At 67.4% G+C, this 23,195-nt stretch carries 23 protein-coding genes; 7 read left to right on the top strand and 16 right to left on the bottom strand.

Annotated features, from left to right (window positions below):
• Positions 1-13: 13 nt before the first annotated feature.
• Entirely contained in the window at positions 14-979 is a 966-nt protein-coding gene (locus tag NL241_RS02670; RefSeq protein ID WP_487696045.1) for a GlxA family transcriptional regulator, read from the bottom strand.
• A gap of 71 nt (positions 980-1,050) precedes the next feature.
• Here NL241_RS02670 and NL241_RS02665 point away from each other — a divergent pair, with 71 nt between their 5' ends.
• Positions 1,051-1,317, top strand: coding sequence for a hypothetical protein (locus NL241_RS02665; protein WP_487696046.1), 267 nt, complete (start codon positions 1,051-1,053; stop codon positions 1,315-1,317).
• On the opposite strand, the gene NL241_RS02660 is transcribed toward NL241_RS02665, so the two are convergent.
• The gene (locus tag NL241_RS02660; RefSeq protein WP_494398228.1) at positions 1,291-2,067 is read right to left on the bottom strand and encodes an alpha/beta fold hydrolase; all 777 of its coding nucleotides are present in this window, start codon (positions 2,065-2,067) and stop codon (positions 1,291-1,293) included. The two genes, NL241_RS02665 and NL241_RS02660, sit on opposite strands and share 27 nt — an antisense overlap.
• 43 nt (positions 2,068-2,110) lie before the next feature.
• Here NL241_RS02660 and mhuD point away from each other — a divergent pair, with 43 nt between their 5' ends.
• Both mhuD and NL241_RS02650 read left to right on the top strand, forming a co-directional pair.
• Entirely contained in the window at positions 2,111-2,419 is a 309-nt protein-coding gene (gene mhuD, locus NL241_RS02655; RefSeq protein WP_487696047.1) for a mycobilin-forming heme oxygenase MhuD, read from the top strand.
• The gene (locus NL241_RS02650) at positions 2,403-3,776 is read left to right on the top strand and encodes a serine hydrolase (RefSeq protein ID WP_494396689.1); all 1,374 of its coding nucleotides are present in this window, start codon (positions 2,403-2,405) and stop codon (positions 3,774-3,776) included. The genes mhuD and NL241_RS02650 overlap by 17 nt, the downstream gene beginning before the upstream one ends.
• A gap of 6 nt (positions 3,777-3,782) precedes the next feature.
• On the opposite strand, the gene NL241_RS02645 is transcribed toward NL241_RS02650, so the two are convergent.
• From NL241_RS02645 to lysS, 4 genes are all read right to left on the bottom strand, one after another.
• Positions 3,783-4,331, bottom strand: a complete 549-nt coding sequence (locus tag NL241_RS02645) for a histidine phosphatase family protein (RefSeq protein WP_494396688.1) — start codon at positions 4,329-4,331, stop codon at positions 3,783-3,785.
• 142 nt (positions 4,332-4,473) lie between these two features.
• Entirely contained in the window at positions 4,474-6,990 is a 2,517-nt protein-coding gene (clpC1, locus tag NL241_RS02640; protein ID WP_487696062.1) for an ATP-dependent protease ATP-binding subunit ClpC, read from the bottom strand.
• 216 nt (positions 6,991-7,206) lie between these two features.
• On the bottom strand, positions 7,207-7,551 hold the full coding sequence (gene lsr2, locus NL241_RS02635) for a histone-like nucleoid-structuring protein Lsr2 (protein WP_487696063.1): 345 nt from the start codon (positions 7,549-7,551) through the stop codon (positions 7,207-7,209).
• A 131-nt stretch (positions 7,552-7,682) separates the two neighbouring features.
• Entirely contained in the window at positions 7,683-9,179 is a 1,497-nt protein-coding gene (gene lysS / locus NL241_RS02630) for a lysine--tRNA ligase (protein WP_487696071.1), read from the bottom strand.
• A gap of 57 nt (positions 9,180-9,236) precedes the next feature.
• On the opposite strand from lysS, the gene NL241_RS02625 reads away from it, so the two are divergent.
• Positions 9,237-10,505 carry a type III PLP-dependent enzyme domain-containing protein gene (locus NL241_RS02625; protein ID WP_494396687.1) on the top strand — a complete coding sequence of 423 codons (1,269 nt, stop codon included), beginning with the start codon at positions 9,237-9,239 and terminating at the stop codon, positions 10,503-10,505.
• 21 nt (positions 10,506-10,526) lie between these two features.
• Here NL241_RS02625 and NL241_RS02620 read toward each other — a convergent pair whose 3' ends face one another.
• The 10 genes from NL241_RS02620 to ftsH all read right to left on the bottom strand — a co-directional run bounded on the left by NL241_RS02620 (position 10,527) and on the right by ftsH (position 19,906).
• Positions 10,527-11,339: a type III pantothenate kinase gene (locus NL241_RS02620; protein ID WP_494396686.1), complete on the bottom strand. Its 813-nt coding sequence runs from the start codon at positions 11,337-11,339 to the stop codon at positions 10,527-10,529.
• A 2-nt stretch (positions 11,340-11,341) separates the two neighbouring features.
• Positions 11,342-12,289, bottom strand: a complete 948-nt coding sequence (gene panC, locus NL241_RS02615) for a pantoate--beta-alanine ligase (protein WP_487696066.1) — start codon at positions 12,287-12,289, stop codon at positions 11,342-11,344.
• The gene (locus NL241_RS02610) at positions 12,286-13,197 is read right to left on the bottom strand and encodes a Rossmann-like and DUF2520 domain-containing protein (RefSeq protein ID WP_487696067.1); all 912 of its coding nucleotides are present in this window, start codon (positions 13,195-13,197) and stop codon (positions 12,286-12,288) included. Before NL241_RS02610 ends, panC begins: the two co-directional genes overlap by 4 nt.
• A 106-nt stretch (positions 13,198-13,303) precedes the next feature.
• Positions 13,304-14,629, bottom strand: coding sequence for a DUF6779 domain-containing protein (locus NL241_RS02605; protein WP_494396685.1), 1,326 nt, complete (start codon positions 14,627-14,629; stop codon positions 13,304-13,306).
• An 86-nt stretch (positions 14,630-14,715) separates the two neighbouring features.
• Complete coding sequence (locus NL241_RS02600) at positions 14,716-15,192, bottom strand: DUF3180 domain-containing protein (RefSeq protein WP_487696907.1); 477 nt, start codon at positions 15,190-15,192, stop codon at positions 14,716-14,718.
• Positions 15,192-15,713, bottom strand: a complete 522-nt coding sequence (gene folK / locus NL241_RS02595; RefSeq protein WP_494396684.1) for a 2-amino-4-hydroxy-6-hydroxymethyldihydropteridine diphosphokinase — start codon at positions 15,711-15,713, stop codon at positions 15,192-15,194. The genes NL241_RS02600 and folK overlap by 1 nt, the downstream gene beginning before the upstream one ends.
• On the bottom strand, positions 15,710-16,090 hold the full coding sequence (gene folB, locus NL241_RS02590; protein ID WP_487696911.1) for a dihydroneopterin aldolase: 381 nt from the start codon (positions 16,088-16,090) through the stop codon (positions 15,710-15,712). Before folB ends, folK begins: the two co-directional genes overlap by 4 nt.
• Entirely contained in the window at positions 16,083-16,892 is an 810-nt protein-coding gene (gene folP / locus NL241_RS02585) for a dihydropteroate synthase (protein WP_487696962.1), read from the bottom strand. The genes folB and folP overlap by 8 nt, the downstream gene beginning before the upstream one ends.
• 20 nt (positions 16,893-16,912) lie before the next feature.
• The gene (gene folE / locus NL241_RS02580; protein WP_494396683.1) at positions 16,913-17,548 is read right to left on the bottom strand and encodes a GTP cyclohydrolase I FolE; all 636 of its coding nucleotides are present in this window, start codon (positions 17,546-17,548) and stop codon (positions 16,913-16,915) included.
• Positions 17,549-17,569: 21 nt separating this feature from the next.
• Positions 17,570-19,906: an ATP-dependent zinc metalloprotease FtsH gene (ftsH, locus tag NL241_RS02575; RefSeq protein ID WP_494396682.1), complete on the bottom strand. Its 2,337-nt coding sequence runs from the start codon at positions 19,904-19,906 to the stop codon at positions 17,570-17,572.
• A gap of 174 nt (positions 19,907-20,080) precedes the next feature.
• Here ftsH and NL241_RS02570 point away from each other — a divergent pair, with 174 nt between their 5' ends.
• Genes NL241_RS02570 through NL241_RS02560 form a run of 3 tightly spaced genes read left to right on the top strand, consistent with a single transcriptional unit; the run spans position 20,081 to position 23,156 of the window.
• The gene (locus tag NL241_RS02570) at positions 20,081-20,965 is read left to right on the top strand and encodes an alpha/beta fold hydrolase (protein ID WP_494396681.1); all 885 of its coding nucleotides are present in this window, start codon (positions 20,081-20,083) and stop codon (positions 20,963-20,965) included.
• Entirely contained in the window at positions 20,962-22,143 is a 1,182-nt protein-coding gene (locus NL241_RS02565; RefSeq protein WP_494396680.1) for an LLM class flavin-dependent oxidoreductase, read from the top strand. Before NL241_RS02570 ends, NL241_RS02565 begins: the two co-directional genes overlap by 4 nt.
• Positions 22,143-23,156 carry a zinc-binding dehydrogenase gene (locus NL241_RS02560; RefSeq protein ID WP_494396679.1) on the top strand — a complete coding sequence of 338 codons (1,014 nt, stop codon included), beginning with the start codon at positions 22,143-22,145 and terminating at the stop codon, positions 23,154-23,156. Before NL241_RS02565 ends, NL241_RS02560 begins: the two co-directional genes overlap by 1 nt.
• Positions 23,157-23,195: the final 39 nt, after the last annotated feature.

Below are 23,195 nucleotides of genomic sequence, written 5' to 3'. Positions count from 1 at the left end.
CCGAGTCGCGGGCTCAGGCCGTGGCTTGGCAGTCCTCGCAGGCGAACCGGCGTCGATAGTCCGACGGCGTGATGCCGATGACCCTGCGGAAGTGGTGCCGCAGCAGCGTGGCGGTGCCGAATCCGGCCTTGTCGGCGATCCGGTCGATGTCCAGACCCGTCTCCTCGAGCAACCGCCGCGCATACAGCACTCGCTGATCGGTCACCCACTGCATCGGGGTGCGGCCGGTCTCTTCGACGAAGCGCCGCGCGAAGGTACGGGCCGACATGTGCGCACGCGCCGCCAGTGACGCGACGGTGTGCGGGTGTTGCAGGTTGGCCATGATCCAATCCAGTTGAGGCGCAAAGCCTTCGGAGTGACTGGCCGGGATGGGCTGATCGATGTACTGCCGCTGCCCGCCGTCGCGCTGCGGCGGCACCACCATCCGGCGCGCGATGGCGTTGGTTGCCGCGCTACCGATTTCGCGGCGCACCAGGTGAAGACAGGCATCGATGCCGGCTGCCGTACCGGCGCTGGTGATCAGGTTGCCGTCATCGACATAGAGCACGTTGCGGTCGATCTTCGCGGTGGGATAGAGCCGCGCCAATTCGTCGGTGTGCATCCAGTGTGTGGTGCACGCTCGACCGTCGAGCAGACCCGCGGCGCCGGCGACGAACGCACCCGAGCACACCGTCAGGACGATCGACCCGGTGTCGGCGGCCTGCCGTATCGCGTCGAGAGCCTCCTGCGGATAGTTGGAGGCGGCGATCGCGGGGATCGCCACCAGGTCCACCCCGAGGAGGGCACTGAAATCATGGTCGGGCGTCAGGCTGGCCCCCACCGAGGTGCGCACCGGGACACCGGCTTGCGGTCCGCAGACCTTGAAATCGAAATTCGGGACGCCCTGGGCAGAGCGGTCGATCCCGAACACCTCGCAGATGACGCCGAATTCGAAGGGCGCCAAACCGTCCAGCACCAATGCTGAGACACTCTTGATCATGGCGGTATTTTAGTCTTCCTCGTCAGTTCTGCCACTGTTGGCCGGATTTGAACCGTCGCAAACTTGCTGCCATGGCTACTGCACTCACCTACCTGCTTCTCACAGCTGTCCTGCTCGCTCCGTTCGCACTCATCGGAGCCGTCGCCCGCCGCGCGCACCGGGAAGGGCACCTGCGCTGGAACCTCGACCAGTTCCGGTTCAGCGCACCCATGATCGGCCGCCTCTTCGAAGACGACGCCGACATGCGGCGACTGAGCCACGACCTGGATGCGGTGCGCACCCGATTCGAAGAGCACCCGTCGTGGCCGGAATCAGGCGCGTTGGGGGAACGTCGTTAAGAACTCCTCAACCGCATGCTGATATTCCTGCGGCGCATCGTCATGGACCAGATGACCGGCCCCCGGAACCAACTGATACCTGATCAGGTCAGTCCGGAGGCCGGTCTCGTACATCTGGCGCATCTGCCCGGGTGGCGCGACGGAGTTACCCGCCTCGATCAGAAGCGCGGGCGCCTGAACAGCACGCCATTGCGCCCAGTAGTCCCGCCTGCCCCATTCGGCGGCGATCTGCACCCAGCGTTCGACGTGCCCGTGCAACCGCCATCCGGCGCCGGTCCGGTCGAAGGCCTCCAGGAAGTAGCGCCCTGCCACCGCGCCGAAGATGTCGATGACCTGCTGCTCGGTACCGAACTCGACCGGCAAGGCCAGCAGCCAGGGCTCCCACGGGCCGGTGGTACGGCCGCGGAAGTCCGGGGCCATGTCCTCGATGACCAGAGCCGTCACCAATTCCGGTCGCGCGGCTGCCAGACACCAGCTGTGCAGTGCGCCCATGGAGTGGCCGATCAGAGCAGCGGGAGCACCCAGACCGGTGACGGCCTCCCCCAGGTCCTCGACGAACCTCTCGGTGCTGATCGGGTGGGGATCATCGACACCGCGACCCCGATGCCAAGGCGCGTCGTAGGTGTAGACGGCGCCCAGACTGGTGAGCCATGGCAGTTGGCGAAACCAGGTGCTGCCGCGCCCCATCAACCCGTGCACCAGCACCAGCGGATCTCCGTGCCCGCCCTGGTACGTCAGCGGGCCGGTCATGGCATCGGTTCGGTACGCATAGGTGAAGCGGTAGCCTAACGCCATGTCCGTGGTGAAGATCAACGCAATCGAGGTCCCCGCCGACGCCGGCCCAGAGCTGGAGAAGCGGTTCGCCCACCGCGCGCACGCGGTCGACAATCAGCCCGGTTTCCTGGGGTTCCAGCTCCTGCGTCCCGTCAAGGGTGAGGACCGCTATTTCGTGGTCACGCAGTGGGAGTCCGAGGAGGCGTTCCAGGCGTGGGCCACCGGACCCGCGATCGAGGCGCACAAGGGTCAGCAGAGCAATCCGGTGGCCACCGGCGCATCTCTGTTGGAGTTCGAGGTAGTGCTGGACGTTGCCGGCACCAAGTAGTACCCGGTTCAGGCGGCCCCTGGGTCGCCTGACCGCTCTGGTGTGCACGGCTGCGCTGACCACCTCTCTGGTCAACGGATGCGCGCCACCCAACGCCACCCCCTCGGCGAACGCCGGCGACACGGGTATCCACATCAGCACCGGCACCCCGCAGGGGGTTCGGGCCAAGCAGATCATGGACATGCTCAACTCCGATTGGCCCATCGGACCCAACGGCACCAAGACGCTCGCCGCGCCCGATCTGGTGGAGTACGTCTGGCTCACCATGGATTCGATGTGGTACGACCGGCCTTACACCCTGGCCGGTATCGAATTCGGTGCGGGCACAGCGACTCTGCGACTTGTCACGTCCTACGGCGGGCGGCAGGACATCGAGTTCCGGATCAACAGTGACACTCTGCTCGACCGGTTCAAGGTGACCAACCAGCCGCCCGAGATCGACTCGTGGGACGACGTGGACGCGGCACTGTCCAAGACCGGTGGCAAGTACTCCTATCGGGTGTCGAAGGTCGACAACGGCCGGTGCGAGCAGCTCGCCGGCAGCAATACCGGCGAATCCCTGCCGCTGGCTTCGATTTTCAAGATGTATGTGTTGTACGCCGTCGCCGACGCGGCGCGCGCGGGCACCCTGTCGTGGGACGAAGAGCTGACCATCACCACCGAGGCCAAGGCCGTCGGCTCGTCCGGATTCGACAAGCTGCCCGCGGGTTCACGGGTTCCGGTGCGCCTACTCGCCGAAAAGATGATCGCCAACAGCGACAACATGGCCACCGATCTGCTCATGGAGCGAGTGGGGCACGAAGCCGTCGAACGCGCCCTGGTGGCCACCGGACACCACGACCCGGCGAGCATGACTCCGTTCCCCACCATGCACGAACTGTTCTCGATCGGCTGGGGCAAACCCGATGTGCGCGAACAGTGGAAGCAGGCAAGCCCGGCGGTCAGGGCGCAGATGCTCGAAGACACCAAGTCGCGCCCGTACGAGCCCGACATGACCCGAACGACGTCACCGGCCTCGGCCTATGGCGCCGAGTGGTACGGCAACGCCGAAGACATCTGCCGCGTGCACGCCGCGTTGCAACACATGGCCCACGGAGCTGCCGCACCCGTCCGCGACATCATGTCCGCGATTCCCGGCATCGACCTGGATCGGCAGCAGTGGCCCTACATCGGCGCCAAGGCGGGCAATCTGCCTGGCGATCTGACGTTCAGCTGGTACGCCGAAGACAAATCAGGCCAAGGCTGGGTGGTGAGCCTGCAGACGAACTTCACCCGCTTCCACGGGCCCGGCACCGCGGGGTGGCTGATGTCGGTGATCAAGCCGATGTTCGCCATGATCCCGCAACCGGAGAACTGACCGCTCTCAGATCACCCGCAGCGTCCAGGCGTGGCCGCGGAAGTGCAGCACCGTGCGGCTCGCCGGCGCGATGTCGATACGCCAGAACGATTTCGGCGGTGCGTCGAGCACGGTGAGCACCGCGGCCCGGACCACTGCGGGATGAGTGACTGCGATCAGCCGTCCGCGGGTGGACGTCACCGAATCCATCCACCGGCGCACCCGGCTGACCAGGTGCACCACCGTCTCGCCGCCGTGCGGGGCGGCCGCGGCGTCGGTCAACCACAGCGCCAGTTCGGCTGGATCGACCCGGCCCAGAAAATCACCGCGCCAGCGGCCGCAGTCCAGATCGGCGAGGTCCGGCTCGATTCGTGGTTGCAGACCCAGCAGTTCGGCGGTTTGCCGGACCCGCTTCTCGGGGCCGCACATCGCGCCGTCGAACATCCCCAGATCAACGGCGGCGTCGACCTGCCGCATACCGACGGAGTTCAGTGGTTCGTCGGTGGGAAACCGCCCGGACGCCATTGCATCCGTCATCGCATGGGACACCAGGGTCAGCCTGACGACCTCACTCACGAGTCACGCTGCGGGTTTCCCTGCTCCGTCGATCACAGCTGCATCTAAGCACGCAGATCCGCCTCCGGTGGCCTGAGCGGCCCCACAACGCCGAACGGCCGGTCACCCGTGATGGGTGACCGGCCGTCCGAGGACCGATTTGCTACTCGGCGGCAGTGGCCGCCAGATCGGGCTCCGCCGACGACTTCGGCGCACCGCTGAAGGTGAACCGCGCGTCCTCGCCGGCGCCCTGGCCGTCCCAGTTCTCGACATCGACGGTGACGAGCTGGCCGGGACCCACTTCTTCGAAGAGGATCTTCTCCGACAGCTGGTCCTCGATCTCGCGCTGGATGGTGCGCCGCAGCGGACGGGCACCCAGCACCGGATCGAAGCCACGCTTGGCCAGCAGAGCCTTCGCGTTCGGCGTCAGCTCCATCGTCATGTCCTTGGCCGCCAACTGCTTGCCGACCCGGCCGATCATCAGGTCGACCATCCGGATGATCTCGTCCTGAGTCAGCTGGTGGAAGACGATGATGTCGTCGATACGGTTGAGGAACTCAGGCCGGAAGTGCTTCTTGAGCTCGTCGTTGACCTTGAGCTTCATCCGCTCGTAGTTGTTCTCGCCGCCACCTGAGGAGAAGCCGAGGCCCACCGCCTTCGAGATGTCGGAGGTACCCAGGTTCGAGGTGAAGATCAGCACGGTGTTCTTGAAGTCGACCGTGCGACCCTGACCGTCGGTGAGGCGGCCGTCCTCGAGGACCTGCAACAGGGTGTTGTAGATCTCCTGGTGCGCCTTCTCGATCTCGTCGAACAGCACCACCGAGAACGGCTTGCGGCGCACCTTCTCGGTGAGCTGGCCGCCCTCTTCGTACCCGACGTACCCGGGAGGGGCACCGAACAGCCGCGACGCGGTGAAGCGGTCGTGGAACTCGCCCATGTCGATCTGGATGAGCGCGTCGTCGTCGCCGAACAGGAAGTTGGCCAGCGCCTTGGACAGCTCGGTCTTACCGACACCGGACGGGCCGGCGAAGATGAACGAACCGGACGGGCGCTTCGGGTCCTTCAACCCGGCACGGGTACGGCGGATCGCCTTGGAGACGGCCCGGACGGCATCCTCCTGGCCGATGATCCGCTTGTGCAGCTCGTCTTCCATGCGCAGGAGACGGGTGGTCTCCTCCTCGGTCAGCTTGAACACCGGGATACCGGTCCAGTTGCCCAGCACCTCGGCGATCTGCTCGTCATCGACCTCGGCAACCACGTCGAGATCACCGGAACGCCACTGCTTCTCGCGCTCAGCACGCTGGGCGACCAGCTGCTTCTCGCGGTCGCGGAGGTTCGCGGCCTTCTCGAAGTCCTGCGCGTCGATCGCGGACTCCTTCTCCCGGCGCGCGTCGGCGATCTTCTCGTCGAACTCACGCAGGTCTGGCGGAGCGGTCATCCGGCGGATACGCATCCGGGCACCGGCCTCGTCGATCAGGTCGATCGCCTTGTCCGGCAGGAACCGGTCGTTGATGTAGCGGTCGGCCAGGGTGGCCGCCGCGGCGATGGCACCGTCGGTGATGGACACCCGGTGGTGCGCCTCGTAGCGGTCGCGCAGCCCCTTGAGGATCAAGATGGTGTGCTCGACCGTCGGCTCGCCCACCTGGACCGGCTGGAACCGGCGCTCCAGAGCGGCGTCCTTCTCGATGTACTTGCGGTACTCGTCGAGGGTGGTGGCACCGATGGTCTGCAGCTCGCCGCGGGCCAGCTTCGGCTTCAGGATCGAGGCCGCGTCGATGGCGCCCTCGGCGGCACCTGCACCCACGAGCGTGTGCAGCTCGTCGATGAACAGGATGATGTCGCCGCGGGTGTTGATCTCCTTGAGCACCTTCTTCAGGCGCTCCTCGAAGTCACCGCGGTACCGGCTGCCGGCGACCAGCGAGCCGAGGTCGAGCGTGTAGAGCTGCTTGTCCTTCAGCGTCTCGGGCACGTCGCCGTGCACGATCGCCTGGGCCAGGCCCTCGACGACGGCGGTCTTACCGACACCGGGCTCGCCGATCAGCACCGGGTTGTTCTTGGTGCGCCGGCTCAGCACCTGCATGACGCGCTCGATTTCCTTCTCGCGGCCGATGACCGGGTCGAGCTTGCCTTCCATGGCGGCGGCGGTGAGGTTACGGCCGAACTGGTCCAGGACCAATGACGTAGAAGGATTGCCGGTTTCCCCGCCTCTCCCGCCCGTCCCCGCTTCGGCGGTCTCCTTGCCCTGGTAACCGCTCAGCAGCTGGATGACCTGCTGGCGCACGCGGGTGAGCTCGGCACCGAGTTTCACCAGCACCTGGGCTGCGACACCTTCACCCTCACGGATCAGGCCGAGCAGAATGTGCTCGGTGCCGATGTAGTTGTGGCCGAGCTGCAGCGCTTCGCGCAGCGACAGCTCGAGCACCTTCTTGGCGCGGGGGGTGAACGGAATGTGACCGGACGGCGCCTGCTGACCTTGGCCGATGATCTCTTCGACCTGGCTGCGCACTCCCTCGAGGGAAATGCCCAGCGACTCGAGCGACTTGGCGGCTACGCCCTCACCCTCGTGAATAAGTCCCAACAGGATGTGCTCGGTACCGATGTAGTTGTGGTTCAGCATCCGGGCTTCTTCTTGAGCCAGGACGACGACCCGACGGGCACGGTCGGTGAATCTCTCGAACATCCGTGTTTACCTGCTCTCCTTGACTAGGCGGGCGCCGAAGCAGCAAGTGCACAGCACCCTGACGTCCACTGTAATGGGCGGCCGCCCCAGACGCCTCGCCTTGGGGCCCCCTGTGTGGACGCATCAGAGCAACGCAGAGAAATACGGTTTCGTTTCCGGTGGTCGCGTGTTGGCGGTTCGCCGCTAGCGAAAAGGCCCGATGGCCGCCGAATGAGGTCAGGTGGCGGCGTGGAAGGCGTCGATGACGTCAGCCGGGATGCGGCCGCGGGTGGAGACGTTGTGGCCGTTGCGACGGGCCCACTCCCGGATGGCGGCGCTCTGCTCGCGGTCGATTGCGGCCCGGCCACGCCCGGTGGCGGCGGCTGCCCGGCCCCGGCGACGACCGCCGACCCGGCGGCTGGCTTCGACCCAGGGCTTCAGGTCATTGCGCAGTTTCGTGGCGTTTTTACTCGAAAGGTCGATCTCGTACGTCACCCCGTCGATCGCGAATTCGACTGTTTCGTCGGCGGCACCCTCACCATCGAAATCATCGACCAAGGTGACGGTTACTTTTTTCGCCATTCGCTCACTGAACCCTTCTACAAGTGGACCCGCACATGGGAGTGCCGGATTGGCAAGCTACCCATCAGTATCCAATGTGCCATAGCAATCTACCAAACACCCGCGCCGCAGGTAGGCGACTTTCACATGTGCTAGCCGTGACGACGGACAATCGGGAACAAAACTGTCTCCCGAATTGACAAGCCTGTTAACGCCATCAACAAGCGATCGATACCCATTCCGGTTCCCGTGGTCGGCGGCATCGCATATTCCATGGCCGCCAGGAAATCCTCGTCGAGCGCCATCGCCTCGTCATCTCCGGCGGCGGCCGCGCGCGCCTGAGCTGCGAAACGCTCCCGCTGCACGATCGGATCGATCAATTCCGAATAACCGGTCGCCAGCTCGAATCCGCGTACATACAGATCCCATTTCTCCGTGACCCCCGGAATGCTGCGGTGCTGGCGGGTCAGCGGTGTTGTCTCGACCGGGAAATCACGAACGAACGTCGGCGCCCACAAGTGGTCACCGACGGTGTGCTCCCACAGCTCTTCGACCAGCTTGCCATGGCCGTAGCCCCGATCGCGCGGCAGCTCCAGGCCCAACCGCTCCGAAATGCCCCACAAGACATCGGCATCGGTTCCGGGGGTGATCTCCTCGCCCAACGCTTCCGACAATGACGGGTACATCGAAATCGTGGCCCACTCGCCGTCGATATCGTAGACGGACCCATCGGGTTGAGGCAGTTGCCTGGTGCCGATCGCCTCGTCTGCCACTTCTTGAATAACCTCGCGCGTCACCAGCGCGGAATCGTCATATGTGCCATAAGCCTGGTATGTCTCCAACATCGAGAATTCCGGTGAATGTGTTGAATCCGCACCTTCGTTTCGGAAGTTGCGATTCAGCTCGAACACCTTGTCCAGACCGCCGACGACACAACGCTTCAAGAACAGTTCGGGTGCGATACGCAGGTACAGGTCGGCATCGAGCGCATTGGAGTGCGTGATGAACGGCCGGGCTGCCGCGCCACCAGCCAAAGTCTGCAACATCGGCGTCTCGACTTCGAGGAATTCCCGGCGCTCCAAAGCCGAACGCACGGCCCGAACAACTGCGATTCGTTGCCGTGCAATGGTGCGCGCCTGCGGGCGGACGATGAGGTCCACATAACGTTGCCGCACGCGGGATTCCTCATTCATCTCCTTGTGCGCCACGGGCAGCGGTCGCAGCGCCTTGGAGGCCATGTGCCACGAATCGGCCAACACGGAGAGTTCACCGCGGCGGGAGCTGATCACCTGACCGTGCACGAACACGATGTCGCCCAGGTCGACGTCGGCCTTCCACGCATCCAGGGATTCCTGCCCGACGCTGTTGAAGCTGATCATCACCTGGAGGTGGGTGCCGTCACCGTCCTGCAGGGTGGCGAAGCAGAGCTTGCCGGAGTTGCGCGCGAACACCACCCGGCCCGCGATGCCGACGATCTCACCGGTTTCGGTGTCGGCAGCCAGTTCGGGGTAGGCCGCGCGGATCTGCGCCAGTGTGTGAGTGCGCTGCACCTCGACCGGGTAAGGGTCCTTGCCTTCCTCGAGCAGCCGTTCCCGCTTGGCCTGGCGGATGCGGAACTGTTCTGGGAGGTCGTCTTCGGCGGCGTTGATATCGGCAGAGCTCACGACGTCTGAGCTTAAATGACCGCCGCACCCTAAATTGAACGCGTGAGCTCGCAGGTTGAACCAAGAGCAGCGATCGACCACACGGCCGTGGCCGCGCTGGCCGCCGAACCCGTCGACTCGTTTCTCAAGGGGTTGCCGGCTTCGTGGTCGGGACGCACACCTGCCGACATCTGCGCCGCACGGCCCGAGCTCTTCGCCGCCGGACCGTTCTCCCCGGTCTGCGTGCTGAACGGTCCGGCGTTGACCCACAACCTGGCCACCATGGCGCGCTGGTGCACCGAACGCGGGGTGCGGCTGGCCCCTCACGGCAAGACGCACATGTCTCCCCAGTTGCTGGCGATGCAGTTCGACGCGGGCGCGGTGGCGGTCACGGCGGCCACCATCGGGCAGGTGCGCACGTTTCGCGCCTTCGGCGTGCGCGACGTGGTGTTGGCCAACGAACTGGTCGACCGCGCCGGATTGCGTTGGCTGGCAGGCGAACTGAACAGCCATCCCGAATTCCGGCTGGTGTGCTGGGCGGATTCCACGGCAGGTGTGGCGATCATGGAGGACGAGCTGGACGCCGCGGGCCTGCACCGGCCACTCGAGGTCTGCGTCGAAGTGGGCGCAGCGGGCGGACGCACCGGCGCCCGCTCGGCCGAGGACATCGATGCGGTGGCCCGGGCCGTGGTCGCGGCCCGACATCTGCGCCTGACGGGCGTCGCGGGCTACGAGGCGGCCCTGGGACACGACGTCTCGGAATCCGCGCGGGACGGCATCCGCCGGTATCTGTCGTCGATGCGCGACACCGTCGTGCGCTTGGCGCCGCTGGTGGAGGCAGACGAGCTGCTGGTGACCGCCGGCGGCAGCACACACTTTGATCTGGTCGCCGAGATGCTCACCGGCTGGCCCGCCGGAATCCACGTGCGCACCGTCCTGCGCAGCGGCTGCTACCTCACCCATGACGACGGGCTGTACCAGCGCACGTCACCGCTGACCAGGGACCAACACCACGGACTCCGGCCCGCGCTGAGTGTGTGGGCGCAGGTGGTGTCGCGGCCGGAGCCGCAGCTGGCGCTGGTCAGCATGGGTCGCCGGGACGTCTCGTTCGACGCCGGCCTGCCCGTACCGAAGGATCTGGCCGGCGCCGCTGTCACCGCGCTCAACGATCAGCACGCCTTCATATCGCTGCCTGGTGAGTCGGCGGTCCGGGTGGGCGACTGGCTGGAGTTCGGGATCTCACATCCCTGCACCACTTTCGACAAGTGGCCAATGATCCCGGTGCTGGACGCCGACCGCCGCGTCACCGAGCTGGTGCGAACCTTCTTCTGATCAGGTCTGTGCAGCCCGGCCCTAGGTGGCCGAGCGCAGCTTGCGCTGATGATCGCGGTTGCGTTCGTACACCAGCCGCAGGCCGTCCAGCGTCAAGTAACGGTCGTAGACCGCCTCGGCGCGCAGATCGGGCAGCAGCAACGGCGCCGTGTGTCCGGTCGCCACCACCACCACGTCGTCACCGGCGAAGCCGTCGACATCACTGCGGATTCGGCTGATCAGGCCGTCGACCAGGCCGGCGAATCCGAACACGGCCCCGGCCTGCATGCATTCGACGGTGTTCTTGCCCACCACCGAGCGCGGCCGGGTGAGCTCCACGCGGCGCAGCGCGGCCGACCGGGCGGCCGCGGCGTCGGAGGACACCTGGATGCCGGGTGCGATGGCACCGCCGAGGAACTCACCTTTGGCCGACACCACATCCACACAGATCGACGAGCCGAAGTCGACGACGATCGCCGGCACCTGATGTTTGTGGAACGCGGCCAGGCAGTTGACGATCCGGTCGGCCCCCACTTCTTTGGGATTGTCCACCAGCAGCGGTATCCCGGTGCGGATGCCCGGCTCGATGAGCACATGAGTCACCGACGGCCAGTACTGGTCGAGCATCACCCGGACCTCGTGCAGCACCGAGGGCACCGTGGACAGGCTCACCACACCGGTCAGCCGGTCGGAATCGTCACCGATCAGACCGTCGATGGTCAGCGCCAGCTCATCGGCTGTCACCTCAGCCTCGGTACGAATCCTCCACTGCTGCACCACTTTTGCATGATCACCCGCACCGGAGATCAACCCGACCACGGTGTGGGTGTTGCGGACGTCGATCGCGAGCAGCACGGTCAGTTTCTCCAGGGCAGTTCGTGATGCTGCTCGGCGCCGGCATACTCGCCGCGCTGCGAGCCGGAATTGCCCAGCTCGATGGCGATGTTGTCCAGCAGCCGGGTGGCTCCGAGCCGTGCGGCGATCAGCAACCGGCCTTGTCCCACAGAAGGATTCGGCTCCAGTCCGGGGCCACGCACCTCCAGATAGTCCAGTTCGATCGCGGGCACCTCATCGAGCACCGCGCGCGCCGCATCCACCGCGGCACCGGTGCCGCCGGACGCCGCGTACATGCCTGCCAGCAGTGCCGCCGACAGTGCACCGGCTTGTTCGCGCTGCTCGGCGTCGAGGTACCGGTTACGGGAGGACATCGCCAGTCCATCGGCCTCCCGGACGATCGGCACGCCGACCACCCGGGTGTCGATGTTGAGGTCGGCGACCATCTGACGGATCAGCACCAGCTGCTGGTAGTCCTTCTCGCCGAAGAAAGCCCGGTCGGGCCGCACGATCTGCAGCAGCTTCAACACCACGGTCAGCATCCCGGCGAAATGTGTTGGCCGGACGGCCCCTTCGAGGTCACCGCCGAGACTGCCGGGATGCACCGAGGTCCGGGGCCCCTCCGGGTACATGGCGGACGCGGTGGGGGTGAACACGATCTCGACGTCCTCGGCCCGCAGCAGCTCCAGATCGGTGTCCAGCGTGCGCGGATAGGCGTCGAGATCCTCACCGGGACCGAACTGCAGGGGGTTGACGAAAATCGACACCACCACAACGGCGCCGGGTACCTTCTTGGCGGCCCGCACCAGCGCCAGGTGACCCTCGTGCAGAGCACCCATGGTCGGCACCAGCATCACCCGCCGCCCGGTGTGCCGCAACGCCCGGGTGACGTCGGACACCGCCGCCGGCGAGGTGTAGGTGTTGAGCTGTCCGGCGGTGAACGCCGGCGGTCTCGAAGATTGTGCGGTCACCGGTCGAGCACCTCGAATACCTCCTTGGGCGCGTGGGCTCGCTGCGCGGTACGCAGCGAGGCGGCGCGGTACGCCTCCGCCAGTTCAGGATCGGCCTCGGCCAGTGCGGCGAGGTGCCCGGCGACGGCGGCGGCGTCACCGCGAGCGACGGGTCCGGTGAGCGCCGCTTGGCCGCGCTGCAGGGTGTTCTCCAGAGCCGCCCGCGCCAGCGGGGCGATCACGCGCTCGGCCAGGCCGCCGGGGTCATCTCCCACCAGTTCCTGGCCCAGCAGTTCCTGGCCGGCGATGGCGGCGCGCAACGCTTCGAGGGCGTCGGCGACCACGGTCACGAGGTGGTTGCCCGCGTGCGCCAGGGCCGCGTGGTACAGCGTGCGGGCGTCTTCCCGGACGCGGAACGGTTCGCCACCGATCTCGAGTACCAACGACTGCGCGATCGCGTACCCGATCTCGTCGGCGGCGGTGATACCGAAGCAGGTACCGGGCAGGCGGGCGATGTCCTCGTCCGAACCGGTGAACGTCATCGCCGGGTGGATCGCCAGCGGCACACAGCCCTGCGCGGCCAGCGGTGCCAGCACGCCGATTCCGTTGGCGCCGGAGGTGTGCACCACGATGGCGCCCGGGGTCACCGCCGAGGTGGCGGCCAGGCCGACGACCAGCCCGGCCAGTTCGGTATCCGGGACGGCGAGGATCAGCAGTTCCGCGGCGCGAGCCACCTCGTCGACGGGCAACACCCGGGTGTCGGGCAGTCGGCGCTGCGCACGCTGGCGGGAGGCGCTGGAGATGGCACTGCACGCGACGACGACGTGTTCGGCGTCCTCGAGCGCCACCCCGAGGGCGGTACCGACGCGGCCCGCGGAAATGATGCCGACTTTGAGCCGGGCCGGGCGCAACCCGTTGGGGGTCCCCATGCTGACGACCTCACTGACGTCACGATCTGTTCGGTCCGGTCCCGCGGTCTCGGGGTACTGGACGGTCTGGCGAAAAGACTAGTCGCACTGCGCCTGGGCGTGACAATCAGTCTTCCCGCCGGCGGCGACGGCCGCCGGGCGCCGCCTCGCCCGCCTGCAGTCTGGCGAGCAGCTCAGCGACCGACTGCCCGCCGGTGGGCGGACCGGAATCCTCGTCGTCGGGCCCGCGGTGCCGGGGGGCGGGACCAGACGGCTCCTCCGGCGGCGTCTGCTCGGTCTCGGCAGCGGGCTCCGGCGTCTCGGGCTGCGGCGTCTCGGGCTGCGGCGCCTCGGGCTGCGGCGTCTCGGGCGCCGGGGCGTTCTGCGGCGCCGACGGCCCCGGCGCGCCATGGCGACGCCCGCCCTCCGGCGCCCCCGGTACCGAATGCCGGCCACGGGGCGTCTCGGGGCCTGCCGCTTCTGCCCCTCCCGAGTGCCGCCCGCGCCGTTCGGGTTCCGGGGCAGCCGGTGGCGGCGGGACCGGAGCGGCCGGGCCTGACGGTTTCGGCGGCGGTGCGGTTTGAGCCGCGGGACGTTCCCGTACAGGCGGTGGCGGAGGCGGCCCCTGCACGGGTGGTTGCGGCTGTGGTTGTGCTTGCGGTTGGGAGGCCGGCGTGGCTGCCTGCTTCGGCGGTGCGCTCGGCGGCGGCGTGGGCTGCGGCGTTGGCGCGGGCTGAGGCGCAGGTGTGGGCGCGGCCGGCGGCGGAGGCGGCCCGGGACGCACCAGCGGCATCACCGTGGTCTCTTCGCTGGGCCTGCGGTGGGATCCGCGGTAGATGTCCTCGGGCCGGCGCGGTTGCTGGGCCAGCGGTTCTTCGGGCACGTCGATGATCGGGTTGTCGGGCGGCTCGGGGAAGCTGCGGTCCTGCGGCTCGTCGCGAACCGACGTGATGCGGCTGCTGGCCACCCGGTCCGGCTTGGCCTGATAGGACCGGTCCGTCTCGATAGCGGGACGGTGCGCCAGGTCGGTGTCGAAGAGGATCTCGAGATTGGTGCGCAGCGCGGCCAGTTCGGCGCGCAGGGCGGCCACCTCGTCGGCGGCCTGCGCCCGTAGTTCAGAGGACAGTTCGCGCCGCAGATGGGTCTCGACGGACAGTTCGTATTCACGACGCGCGGAGATCTCGCGGTCCAGCTGTAGGTCGTAGACGAGTTTGAGGTCGCGCACCTTGGCCTGGTCGGCATCGCTTTGTCTGCGGTAGATCACCGAGACGAAGGCGGCAACCACCGCGGCCCACAGCGCGAGGATGACCGCGAGCTTCAGCAGCTCGACACGGTTGGTGAACACGAGCGCTGAACTGGCCCCGATCGCCAGGACCAGTAACACCGTCAGCAGTACCCACCCCGGCCTGCGGCCGCCGCGCCGGGCACGGGCGCCGCGGGACAGAACGGTCATGGGGCGACTGTACCCGGGCGAGGTCTCCACGCGAATTGCCGCGCACGGCGATTCGGCGTCTGTTCTGGCCCGATCACACCGACGGTCTAGTCCGTGGCACCTTCAGGGCCCTCGGAAAGGTCTTGCGGCGACTTGCAGCAGTGCTGCAACCACAGCGCGGCGACGATCAACACGACTGCGCAGATCGCCGCCACCACGGCACCCGCGGTGTCCTCACCGGCGACCCGCATGGTGGAGCGGCGGGGAATGAGATATGCCAATACCGCGATCCACCAGCCGAGGACCACGGCGCCCATCCACGCGGAGGCTTTGGCGATCACCACACTGCGGGCCACCGCCAGCGGATGCAGCCGGCCGCCGCCGACTCCGATCTCACCGTCGCTGATCTTGCCCCTGATGTGCCAACCCCACACGGCCTCGGCAACACCCACCGCCGCCAGCGAGAGGCCGGTCCAGATCGTCAGCGGCGGAAAGTACCGGTAGGACATGAGCACCAGGAGATAACCGAGGATCGTCGCACCCACCACACCGGCGGCGAGGTCACGCTTGCGTGTCGGGCCCATCAGTCGGCGACACCGAGCACCAGTGGAGTCAGCCGCACGCCGTCGCGGTCCGCGGCGCTCAGATCTGCCAGCAGGCGCGAAACCGGCTGGACACTGCCGTTGACGGTCAGTGTCGCGTCCGGGTCCACCGCCAGCCACGGGATCAGAACGAAGGCACGCAGGTGCGCCAGCGGATGGGGCAGCGTCAGTCCCTCGTCACGGGAAATCTGTTCGGTCTCCCCGTCACGGCAGGTGACGAGGTCGACGTCGAGGGTGCGCGGCCCCCACTTCTGCCCGCGCATCCGCTCGGCGGCCTCCTCCAGTCCCTGCGCGAAGGCGAGCCAGCCGTGGCCGTCCAACGCCGGGTCCTCGGCGATGACGACCGCGTTCAGGAAGGCCCCCTGGTCCACCCCACCCCACGGATCGGTCTCGTACACCGGGGAAACGGACCGCAGCCGGTTGCCGAGCGCGTCGACGACGGTCTGCAGCCGCGCCAGGCGGTCCCCCAGGTTCGAGCCGATGGACAACACGACCGTGCTCATGAGCCACCCCGGGTGCCCCGCCGCGACCTGCGCGCGACCACTGCGACATCGGCGAACTGGAGCGGGATCGGGGCGCTGGGTTTGTGCACGACGACCTCGACCGCGTGCACCCGTTCGTCGGTCATCACGTCCTCGGCTATCTCGGCGGACACCGTCTCGATGAGGTTCCTCGGGGTGCCGCCGACGATATCGGCGGCGCGCGCCGCGAGCACACCGTAGTCGTAGGTGTCCGTCAATTGATCCGAGGCCGCGGCCGCGGCGAGGTCGATCCACAGCGTGATGTCGATGACGAAGTCCTGGCCGTCGCGGCGCTCGTGGTCGAACACCCCGTGGTTGCCACGAACAGTCAAGCCGCGCAATTCGATTCGGTCAGCCACGATCCTCCCCTCCGGCGTTCCACGCCTCGACGACCTTCAGGGCGTCCGCGGACGCTCGCACGTCGTGGACCCGCACCCCCCACGCTCCATGGGTGGCAGCCAGGGCCGAGATGACCGCGGTGGCCGTCTCGCGTCCGTCGGGCGGGCGTACCTCGTCGCCGTCGGCGAGCAGTGTGCCGAGGAACCGTTTGCGCGAGGCGCCGATCAACACGGGGATCCCCGTGCTGACGAAGTCGGGCAACGCCCGCAGCAGCTGCCAGTTGTGCCGGCCGGTCTTGGCGAAGCCCAGACCGGGATCGATCACCAGGTTGGCCGGGTCCACCCCGGCGCCGACCGCATGATCGACCGCGCGGAGCAGCTCGTCGCGCACCTCGGCCACGACATCGCCGTACGGCGGCACGGTGTGCGGCTGCTCGGCTGCCACCGATCGCCAGTGCATCAGGATCCACGGCACCCCGGCCGACGACACCACCGCGGCCATGCCCGGGTCGGCGCGACCGCCGGACACATCGTTGACGATGCCGGCCCCGCTCTCCAGCGCGGCCGCAGCGACATCGGCGTGCATGGTGTCGATGCTGACGGTGACTCCTTGCGCGGCAAGCTCTTTGACGACGGGCAACACCCGGGACATCTCGACCTCGGCATCGATCCGGACCGCACCCGGCCGGGTGGACTCACCGCCGACATCGACTATCGCCGCTCCGTCGGCAACCAGACGCAAACCGTGCTCGATCGCGGTGCGCGGCGCCAGATACCGGCCGCCGTCGGAGAACGAGTCGTCTGTGACGTTCACGATCCCCATGACCCGCACGCGTGGACGACTCACTTTCGCAGGATGAGTTCCAGCGCCTCGGCCCGAGATGCATTGTCGGTCTTGAACTGTCCGCGCACGGCCGAAGTGGTGGTGACGGCGCCCGGCTTGCGGATTCCCCGCATCGCCATACAGAGGTGCTCGGCCTCCATCACCACGATGACGCCGCGGGGATCGAGTTTGCGCATCAATGCGTCGGCCACCTGACCGGTCAGCCGTTCCTGTACCTGCGGCCGCTTGGCGTAGAGGTCTACGACGCGGGCGAGCTTGGACAACCCCGTGACCCGCCCGTCCACCCCGGGGATGTACCCGACATGGGCCACGCCGTGGAACGCCACCAGGTGGTGCTCGCACGTCGAGTACATCGGAATGTCCTTGACCAGCACCAATTCGTCGTGCTGCTCGTCGAACGTGGTGTTGAGAACGTCGTCGGGGTTCGTGTAGAGCCCGGCGAACATCTCCTGGTAGGCCCGCGCCACCCGGCCCGGCGTGTCCGCCAGACCGTGGCGGTCCGGGTCCTCGCCGATGGCATACAGCAGCTCACGAACCGCCGCCTCCGCGCGCGCGTGATCGAACACGGGACGATTCACCGTCGCCGCGTGGGAGTTGGGCTGCGGCGTCGATGCCGCTGAAGCCCCAGTAGCCACGTGAGTCTCCGCTCGTAAGGGTCAGCCGCGTCCGGGCGGGTTGTGGTGCCGGCCCGTGTCTCCACCGCGGTTGTCCGGCCCGTCACCGCCCTCGGGTGCCGGCGGCTGGCCGTACTGCGGTGGGTACGGCTGGTACGGGTAGGGCTGCTGGTGGCTACCGGACTGCTGACCACCCGGGTAGCCCTGCGGCGCCCAACCTCCGGACGGCGGTGGAGGAGGCGGCGGGTACCACGGTCCCTGCGGCTGAGGTTGCTGCTGGCCCGGGTTCTGGGGCGGCCAACCCGGTGCGTGCCAACCGGCAGGGGCACCGTAATCGGGCTGTTTGGGCCCGGGGGCGGCATGCGCGCCGTTCGAACCGTTGGGCCCGCCCCCGTTCTGGCGCTCGGCCTCGCGGATGGCTTGCTTGAACGCGGGCTCGGGCAGCGGCTTCGGCCACTCCTCACCACGTTCGATGGCGAGCTCGCCGGGCGTCTTGATGGGCGGTTTGTCCGACGGGACGCGACCACCGAAATCGTCGAACGCGGTGATCCGCGGACGCTTCTTGACCTGGCCGAGGATCACCTCGAGCTCGGCGCGGTGCAGCGTCTCCTTCTCCAGCAGCTCGCCGGCCAGCACGTCGAGGACGTCACGGTTCTCGCTGAGAACCTCCCACGCCTCGGTGTGCGCGGCCTCGATCAGCTTGCGCACCTCTTCGTCGATCTCGCGCGCGACCTCGTGGCTGTAGTCGGCCTGGGTGCCCATCGAGCGCCCGAGGAACGGGTCACCGTGCTCGGTGCCATACTTCACCGCACCCAGCTTGGCGCTCATGCCGTACTCGGTGACCATGGCGCGGGCGATCTTGGTGGCCTGATCGATATCGGAGGACGCCCCGGTGGTGGGCTCGCGGAAGATCAGCTCCTCGGCGGCGCGTCCGCCCATGGCGAACACCAGCCGGGAGATCATCTCCGAGCGGGTCATCAGACCCTTGTCGTCCTCGGGCACGGCGACGGCGTGGCCGCCGGTACGACCGCGGGCCAGGATGGTGACCTTGTAGATGGGCTCGATGTCAGGCATCGCCCAGGCCGCCAGGGTGTGGCCACCTTCGTGATAGGCGGTGATCTTCTTCTCGCCCTCGCTGATGATCCGGCTCTTGCGGCGGGGGCCGCCGATCACCCGGTCGACGGCTTCCTCCATGGCGGCACCGGTGATGATGGTGCCGTTCTCGCGGGCGGTCAGCAGCGCCGCTTCGTTGATCACGTTGGCCAGGTCGGCGCCGGACATGCCAACGGTGCGCTTGGCCAGTCCGTCGATATCGGCGTCGGGGCCGATGGGCTTGCCCTCGGAATGCACCCGCAGCACGGCGCGGCGGCCGGCCAGGTCGGGGTTGGTCACCGGGATCTGCCGGTCGAAACGACCCGGGCGCAGCAGCGCGGGGTCGAGGATGTCGGGGCGGTTGGTGGCGGCGATCAGGATGACGCCCTGGCGTTCGCCGAAGCCGTCCATCTCGACGAGCAGCTGGTTGAGTGTCTGCTCGCGTTCGTCGTGACCGCCGCCGAGGCCGGCGCCACGCTGGCGTCCCACGGCGTCGATCTCGTCGACGAAGATGATGCAGGGGTTGTTCTGCTTGGCCTGCTCGAACAGGTCACGCACGCGGGAGGCGCCGACGCCGACGAACATCTCGACGAAGTCCGAACCGGAGATGGTGAAGAACGGCACGCCGGCCTCGCCGGCGACGGCGCGGGCCAGCAGCGTCTTACCGGTGCCGGGCGGGCCGTAGAGCAGCACGCCGCGCGGGATCTTGGCGCCCAGCGCCTGGTACCGCGACGGATTCTGCAGGAAGTCCTTGATCTCGTAGAGCTCCTCGACCGCCTCATCGGCGCCCGCGACGTCGGCGAAGGTGGTCTTGGGCATGTCCTTGGTGAGCTGCTTGGCCTTGGACTTACCGAAGCCGAAGCCCATCCGGCCACCGGACTGCATGCGGGAGAACATCACGAACAGGCCGACGAGCAGCAGCAGCGGCAGCATGTAGATCAACAGCGATCCCAGGACACTGCCCTGGTTCACCACCGTGTTGATCTTGACGTTCTTCTCGCTCAGATCGTTGAACAAGGTGACGCCGTACCCGGTGGGGTACTTCGAGATGATCTTGTCGGAGTTCTCGGTGTCGCCGTTGCCGTTCTTGAGCTCGAGTCGTACCTGTTGTTCGCGGTCGTCGATCTGTGCACTGTTGACGTTGTCGTCGGAGATCTGCGCGATCGCCACCGAGGTGTCCACGGGCTTGTACCCGCGGGTGTCATCAGAGAAGTAGAAAAAGGACCAGCCGAGCAGCAGGACTACGGCGATCACCGTGAGCGTGCGGATCAGGGTTTTACGGTTCATCAATATCGTCGGCCGGCATGCACTGTGTGCCGGTCAGGTCCTTCCAATGCGCGCGGGGAGAGCTTCCAGGTTACCGCTAGCCCAACGATCGGCAGTTCCCGCGGCCGCAAAACCCGACATTCCGCCGGGCTTCAAGGGGTTCTGAAAGCACCCAACGTGTGATTTGGTGGGACCGTGCGCACCTCAACCGAACGGTTAGTTGATACCAACGGGGTACGACTTTCGCTGGTCGAGGCCGGTGAGCCGGGTGCACCGGTGGTGGTGCTGGCCCATGGTTTCCCGGATCTGGCGTACACGTGGCGCTATCAGGTCGCCGCGCTGGCGGCGGCCGGATTCCACGTCCTGGCCCCGGATCAACGGGGCTACGGAGGCTCCAGTCGCCCGCCTGACGTCGAGGCCTACGACATCCACGCGCTCACCGGCGACCTGACCGGACTGCTGGACTGGGCAGGCGTCGAGCAGGCCACGATCATCGGCCACGACTGGGGTGCCATGGTGGCCTGGCACACCGCTCTGCTGCACCCGGACCGGGTGGCGGCCGTGGCCGGATTGAGCGTTCCGCCGGTGCCCCGGCCCCGCAGCCGCCCCACCGAGAAGTGGCGGGAGAAGTTCGGTGACGACTTCTACATGCTGCGGTTCCAGGAGCAGGGCCCGGCCGATGCCATGCTCGCCGCCGATGTGGCCACGACCATGCGCGGGCTGCTGGCCGGTGATCCGGCGGCTGCACTGCCCGGGTGGCTGAGCGTCGCGGACCTCGATGTCTATGTGCGCGAGTTCAGCCGCACCGGATTCACCGGCGGGCTGAACTGGTACCGCAACTACGACCGCAACTGGGAGACCACGCGGGAGCTCGAGACGGCCCGCATCACGGTGCCCGCCCTGTTCGTCGGCGGCAGCGCCGACCCGGTGCTGGGTTTCATGCGACCCGACCGCGCCACCGAGGTGGCGACGGGCCCGTACCGGGAGGTCATGCTCGACGGCGCCGGCCACTGGGTGCACCAGGAGCGCGCTGCCGAGGTGAACCGCATCCTGCTGGACTTCCTGAAAGGTGCGTCATGAGCCGGCCACTGAATTTCGGAGTGTTCATCACCCCGTTCCACCCGGTGGGGCAATCGCCGACGGTGGCGCTGGAGTACGACCTGGAGCGGGTGGTCGCCCTGGACCGCCTCGGTTTCGACGAGGCGTGGTTCGGTGAGCACCATTCCGGGGGCTACGAACTGATCGCCTGCCCCGAGGTGTTCATCGCCACCGCCGCCGAGCGCACCAAGCACATCCGGCTCGGCACCGGTGTGGTGTCGCTGCCCTACCACCACCCACTGATGGTCGCCGACCGGTGGGTGCTGCTCGATCACCTGACCCGCGGCCGGGTGATGTTCGGAACCGGGCCCGGAGCCCTGCCGTCGGATGCCTACATGATGGGCATCGACCCGGTGGAGCAGCGGCGGATGATGCAGGAGTCGCTGGAGGCCATCCTGGCGCTGTTCCGCGCGGCCCCCGACGAACGGGTCGACCGGCACACGGACTGGTTCACCCTGCGCGACGCCGCCCTGCACATCCGGCCCTATACGTGGCCGTACCCGGAGATCTCGACCGCCGCGATGGTGTCACCGTCGGGTCCACGCCTGGCGGGTGCGCTCGGAACGTCACTGCTGTCGTTGTCGATGTCGGTGCCCGGTGGTTTCGCCGCACTGGAGAACGCCTGGCAGATCGTCACCGAGCAGGCCCGAGCGGCCGGTCGCGACGAGCCCGACCGGGCCAACTGGCGGGTGTTGGGCATCGTGCACCTGGCCGACACCCGAGAGCAGGCGATCGACGACTGCACTTACGGCTTGCAGGACTTCGCGAACTACTTCGGCGCGGCCGGCTTCGTTCCGCTGTCCAATACCGTTGACGGGTCCCCTCAGACCGCGCGCGAGTTCGTGGCCGACTACGCCGCCAAGGGCAACTGCTGTATCGGCACCACCGACGACGCGATCTCCTACATCACCGGCCTGCTGGAGCAGTCCGGCGGCTTCGGCACGCTGCTGCTGCTCGGACACGACTGGGCCGACCCCGAGGCCACCTACCACTCCTACGATCTGTTCGCGCGCAAGGTGATACCACATTTCAAGGGTCAGCTCACCGCACCGCGCGCCTCACACGAATGGGCCAAGGGGAAGCGGGACCAGCTGTTGGGCCGCGCCGGCGAAGCGGTGGTGAACGCCATCAAAGAACATGCGCAGGGAGTTGAGAAATAGTGCGCGCCAGCGCATTACGCGATGGCCACATGGTTCTGCGCGACGACGTGCCCGAACCGGTGCCCGGGCCCGGCCAGGTGCTGGTGACAGTCCGGGCGTGCGGTATCTGCGGTTCCGATCTCCACTTCGCCGAACACGGGCACGAGATGCTCGAACTGGCCGAGCAGGTACGCGACGTGCCCATGCCCCGCGATATCGACCTCGCCGCCGATGTGTTCCTGGGACACGAGTTCAGCGCCGAGATCCTGGAGGCGGGACCGGACACCGCGGCGCCGCCGCCGGGGACCCTGGTCACTTCACAGCCGATTCTGTTGACGGGCAACAAGATCGACGGGATCGTCTTCAGCAATTCCGTGGTGGGCGGTTACGCCGAACGGATGCTGCTGTCGGCGCCCCTGCTGCTCACCGTGCCGAACGGCCTGGATGCGCAGCGAGCTGCGCTCACCGAACCGCTGGCCGTCGGCGTGCACGCGGTGAACAAGTCCCGGGTGCGGCTCGGCGAGACGGCCTTGGTGATCGGTGCGGGCCCGGTGGGGATCTCGATCATCGCCGCGCTGCGGATGACCGGTGTCGAGCACATCGTGGCCGCCGACTTCTCTCCGACGCGCCGCGCACTCGCCGAGACCATGGGAGCGCACCAGACCGTGGACCCCGCGCAGGGATCACCTTTTGATGTGGTGCGCCCCGCCGTCGTCTTCGAGGCGGTCGGCGTACCCGGCATCATCGATGAAGCGTTGCGGATGGCTCCGGTGAGCAGCCGGTTGATCTCGGTGGGGATGTCGATGCAGCCGGACACCGTGCGACCGGCGTTCGCCGCGATGAAGAACATCAGCGTGCAGTTCGTCTTCGGCCACACCCCACAGGAATTCGCGCACGCACTGACAGCGATAGCGGACGGCGTGGTCGATGTGGCGCCGATGATCACCGGCACCGTGGGGCTCGACGAAGTGGGTGCGGCATTCGAGGGCCTGGCCGACCCCGAACGGCATTGCAAGATCCTGGTGACGCCCTAAATCTGTGAGCCGCGCCATTGTCGCAGGTCACGTGATGAG

This window comes from Mycolicibacterium sp. SMGY-1XX (assembly GCF_059132455.1).
This window is presented reverse-complemented; position numbering and strand designations above follow the sequence as displayed.

Coding starts and splice junctions, on each gene's coding strand:
- lsr2 (WP_487696063.1), bottom strand. CDS start 7,551: ATGGCGAAAAAAGTAACCGTCACCTTGGTCGATGATTTCGATGGTGAG.
- NL241_RS02565 (WP_494396680.1), top strand. CDS start 20,962: ATGAGCCGGCCACTGAATTTCGGAGTGTTCATCACCCCGTTCCACCCG.
- folK (WP_494396684.1), bottom strand. CDS start 15,713: ATGAGCACGGTCGTGTTGTCCATCGGCTCGAACCTGGGGGACCGCCTG.
- ftsH (WP_494396682.1), bottom strand. CDS start 19,906: ATGAACCGTAAAACCCTGATCCGCACGCTCACGGTGATCGCCGTAGTC.
- NL241_RS02600 (WP_487696907.1), bottom strand. CDS start 15,192: ATGGGCCCGACACGCAAGCGTGACCTCGCCGCCGGTGTGGTGGGTGCG.
- NL241_RS02610 (WP_487696067.1), bottom strand. CDS start 13,197: ATGGGGACCCCCAACGGGTTGCGCCCGGCCCGGCTCAAAGTCGGCATC.
- clpC1 (WP_487696062.1), bottom strand. CDS start 6,990: ATGTTCGAGAGATTCACCGACCGTGCCCGTCGGGTCGTCGTCCTGGCT.
- NL241_RS02670 (WP_487696045.1), bottom strand. CDS start 979: ATGATCAAGAGTGTCTCAGCATTGGTGCTGGACGGTTTGGCGCCCTTC.
- mhuD (WP_487696047.1), top strand. CDS start 2,111: ATGTCCGTGGTGAAGATCAACGCAATCGAGGTCCCCGCCGACGCCGGC.
- NL241_RS02605 (WP_494396685.1), bottom strand. CDS start 14,629: ATGACCGTTCTGTCCCGCGGCGCCCGTGCCCGGCGCGGCGGCCGCAGG.
- NL241_RS02660 (WP_494398228.1), bottom strand. CDS start 2,067: ATGACCGGCCCGCTGACGTACCAGGGCGGGCACGGAGATCCGCTGGTG.
- folP (WP_487696962.1), bottom strand. CDS start 16,892: ATGGGGATCGTGAACGTCACAGACGACTCGTTCTCCGACGGCGGCCGG.
- NL241_RS02665 (WP_487696046.1), top strand. CDS start 1,051: ATGGCTACTGCACTCACCTACCTGCTTCTCACAGCTGTCCTGCTCGCT.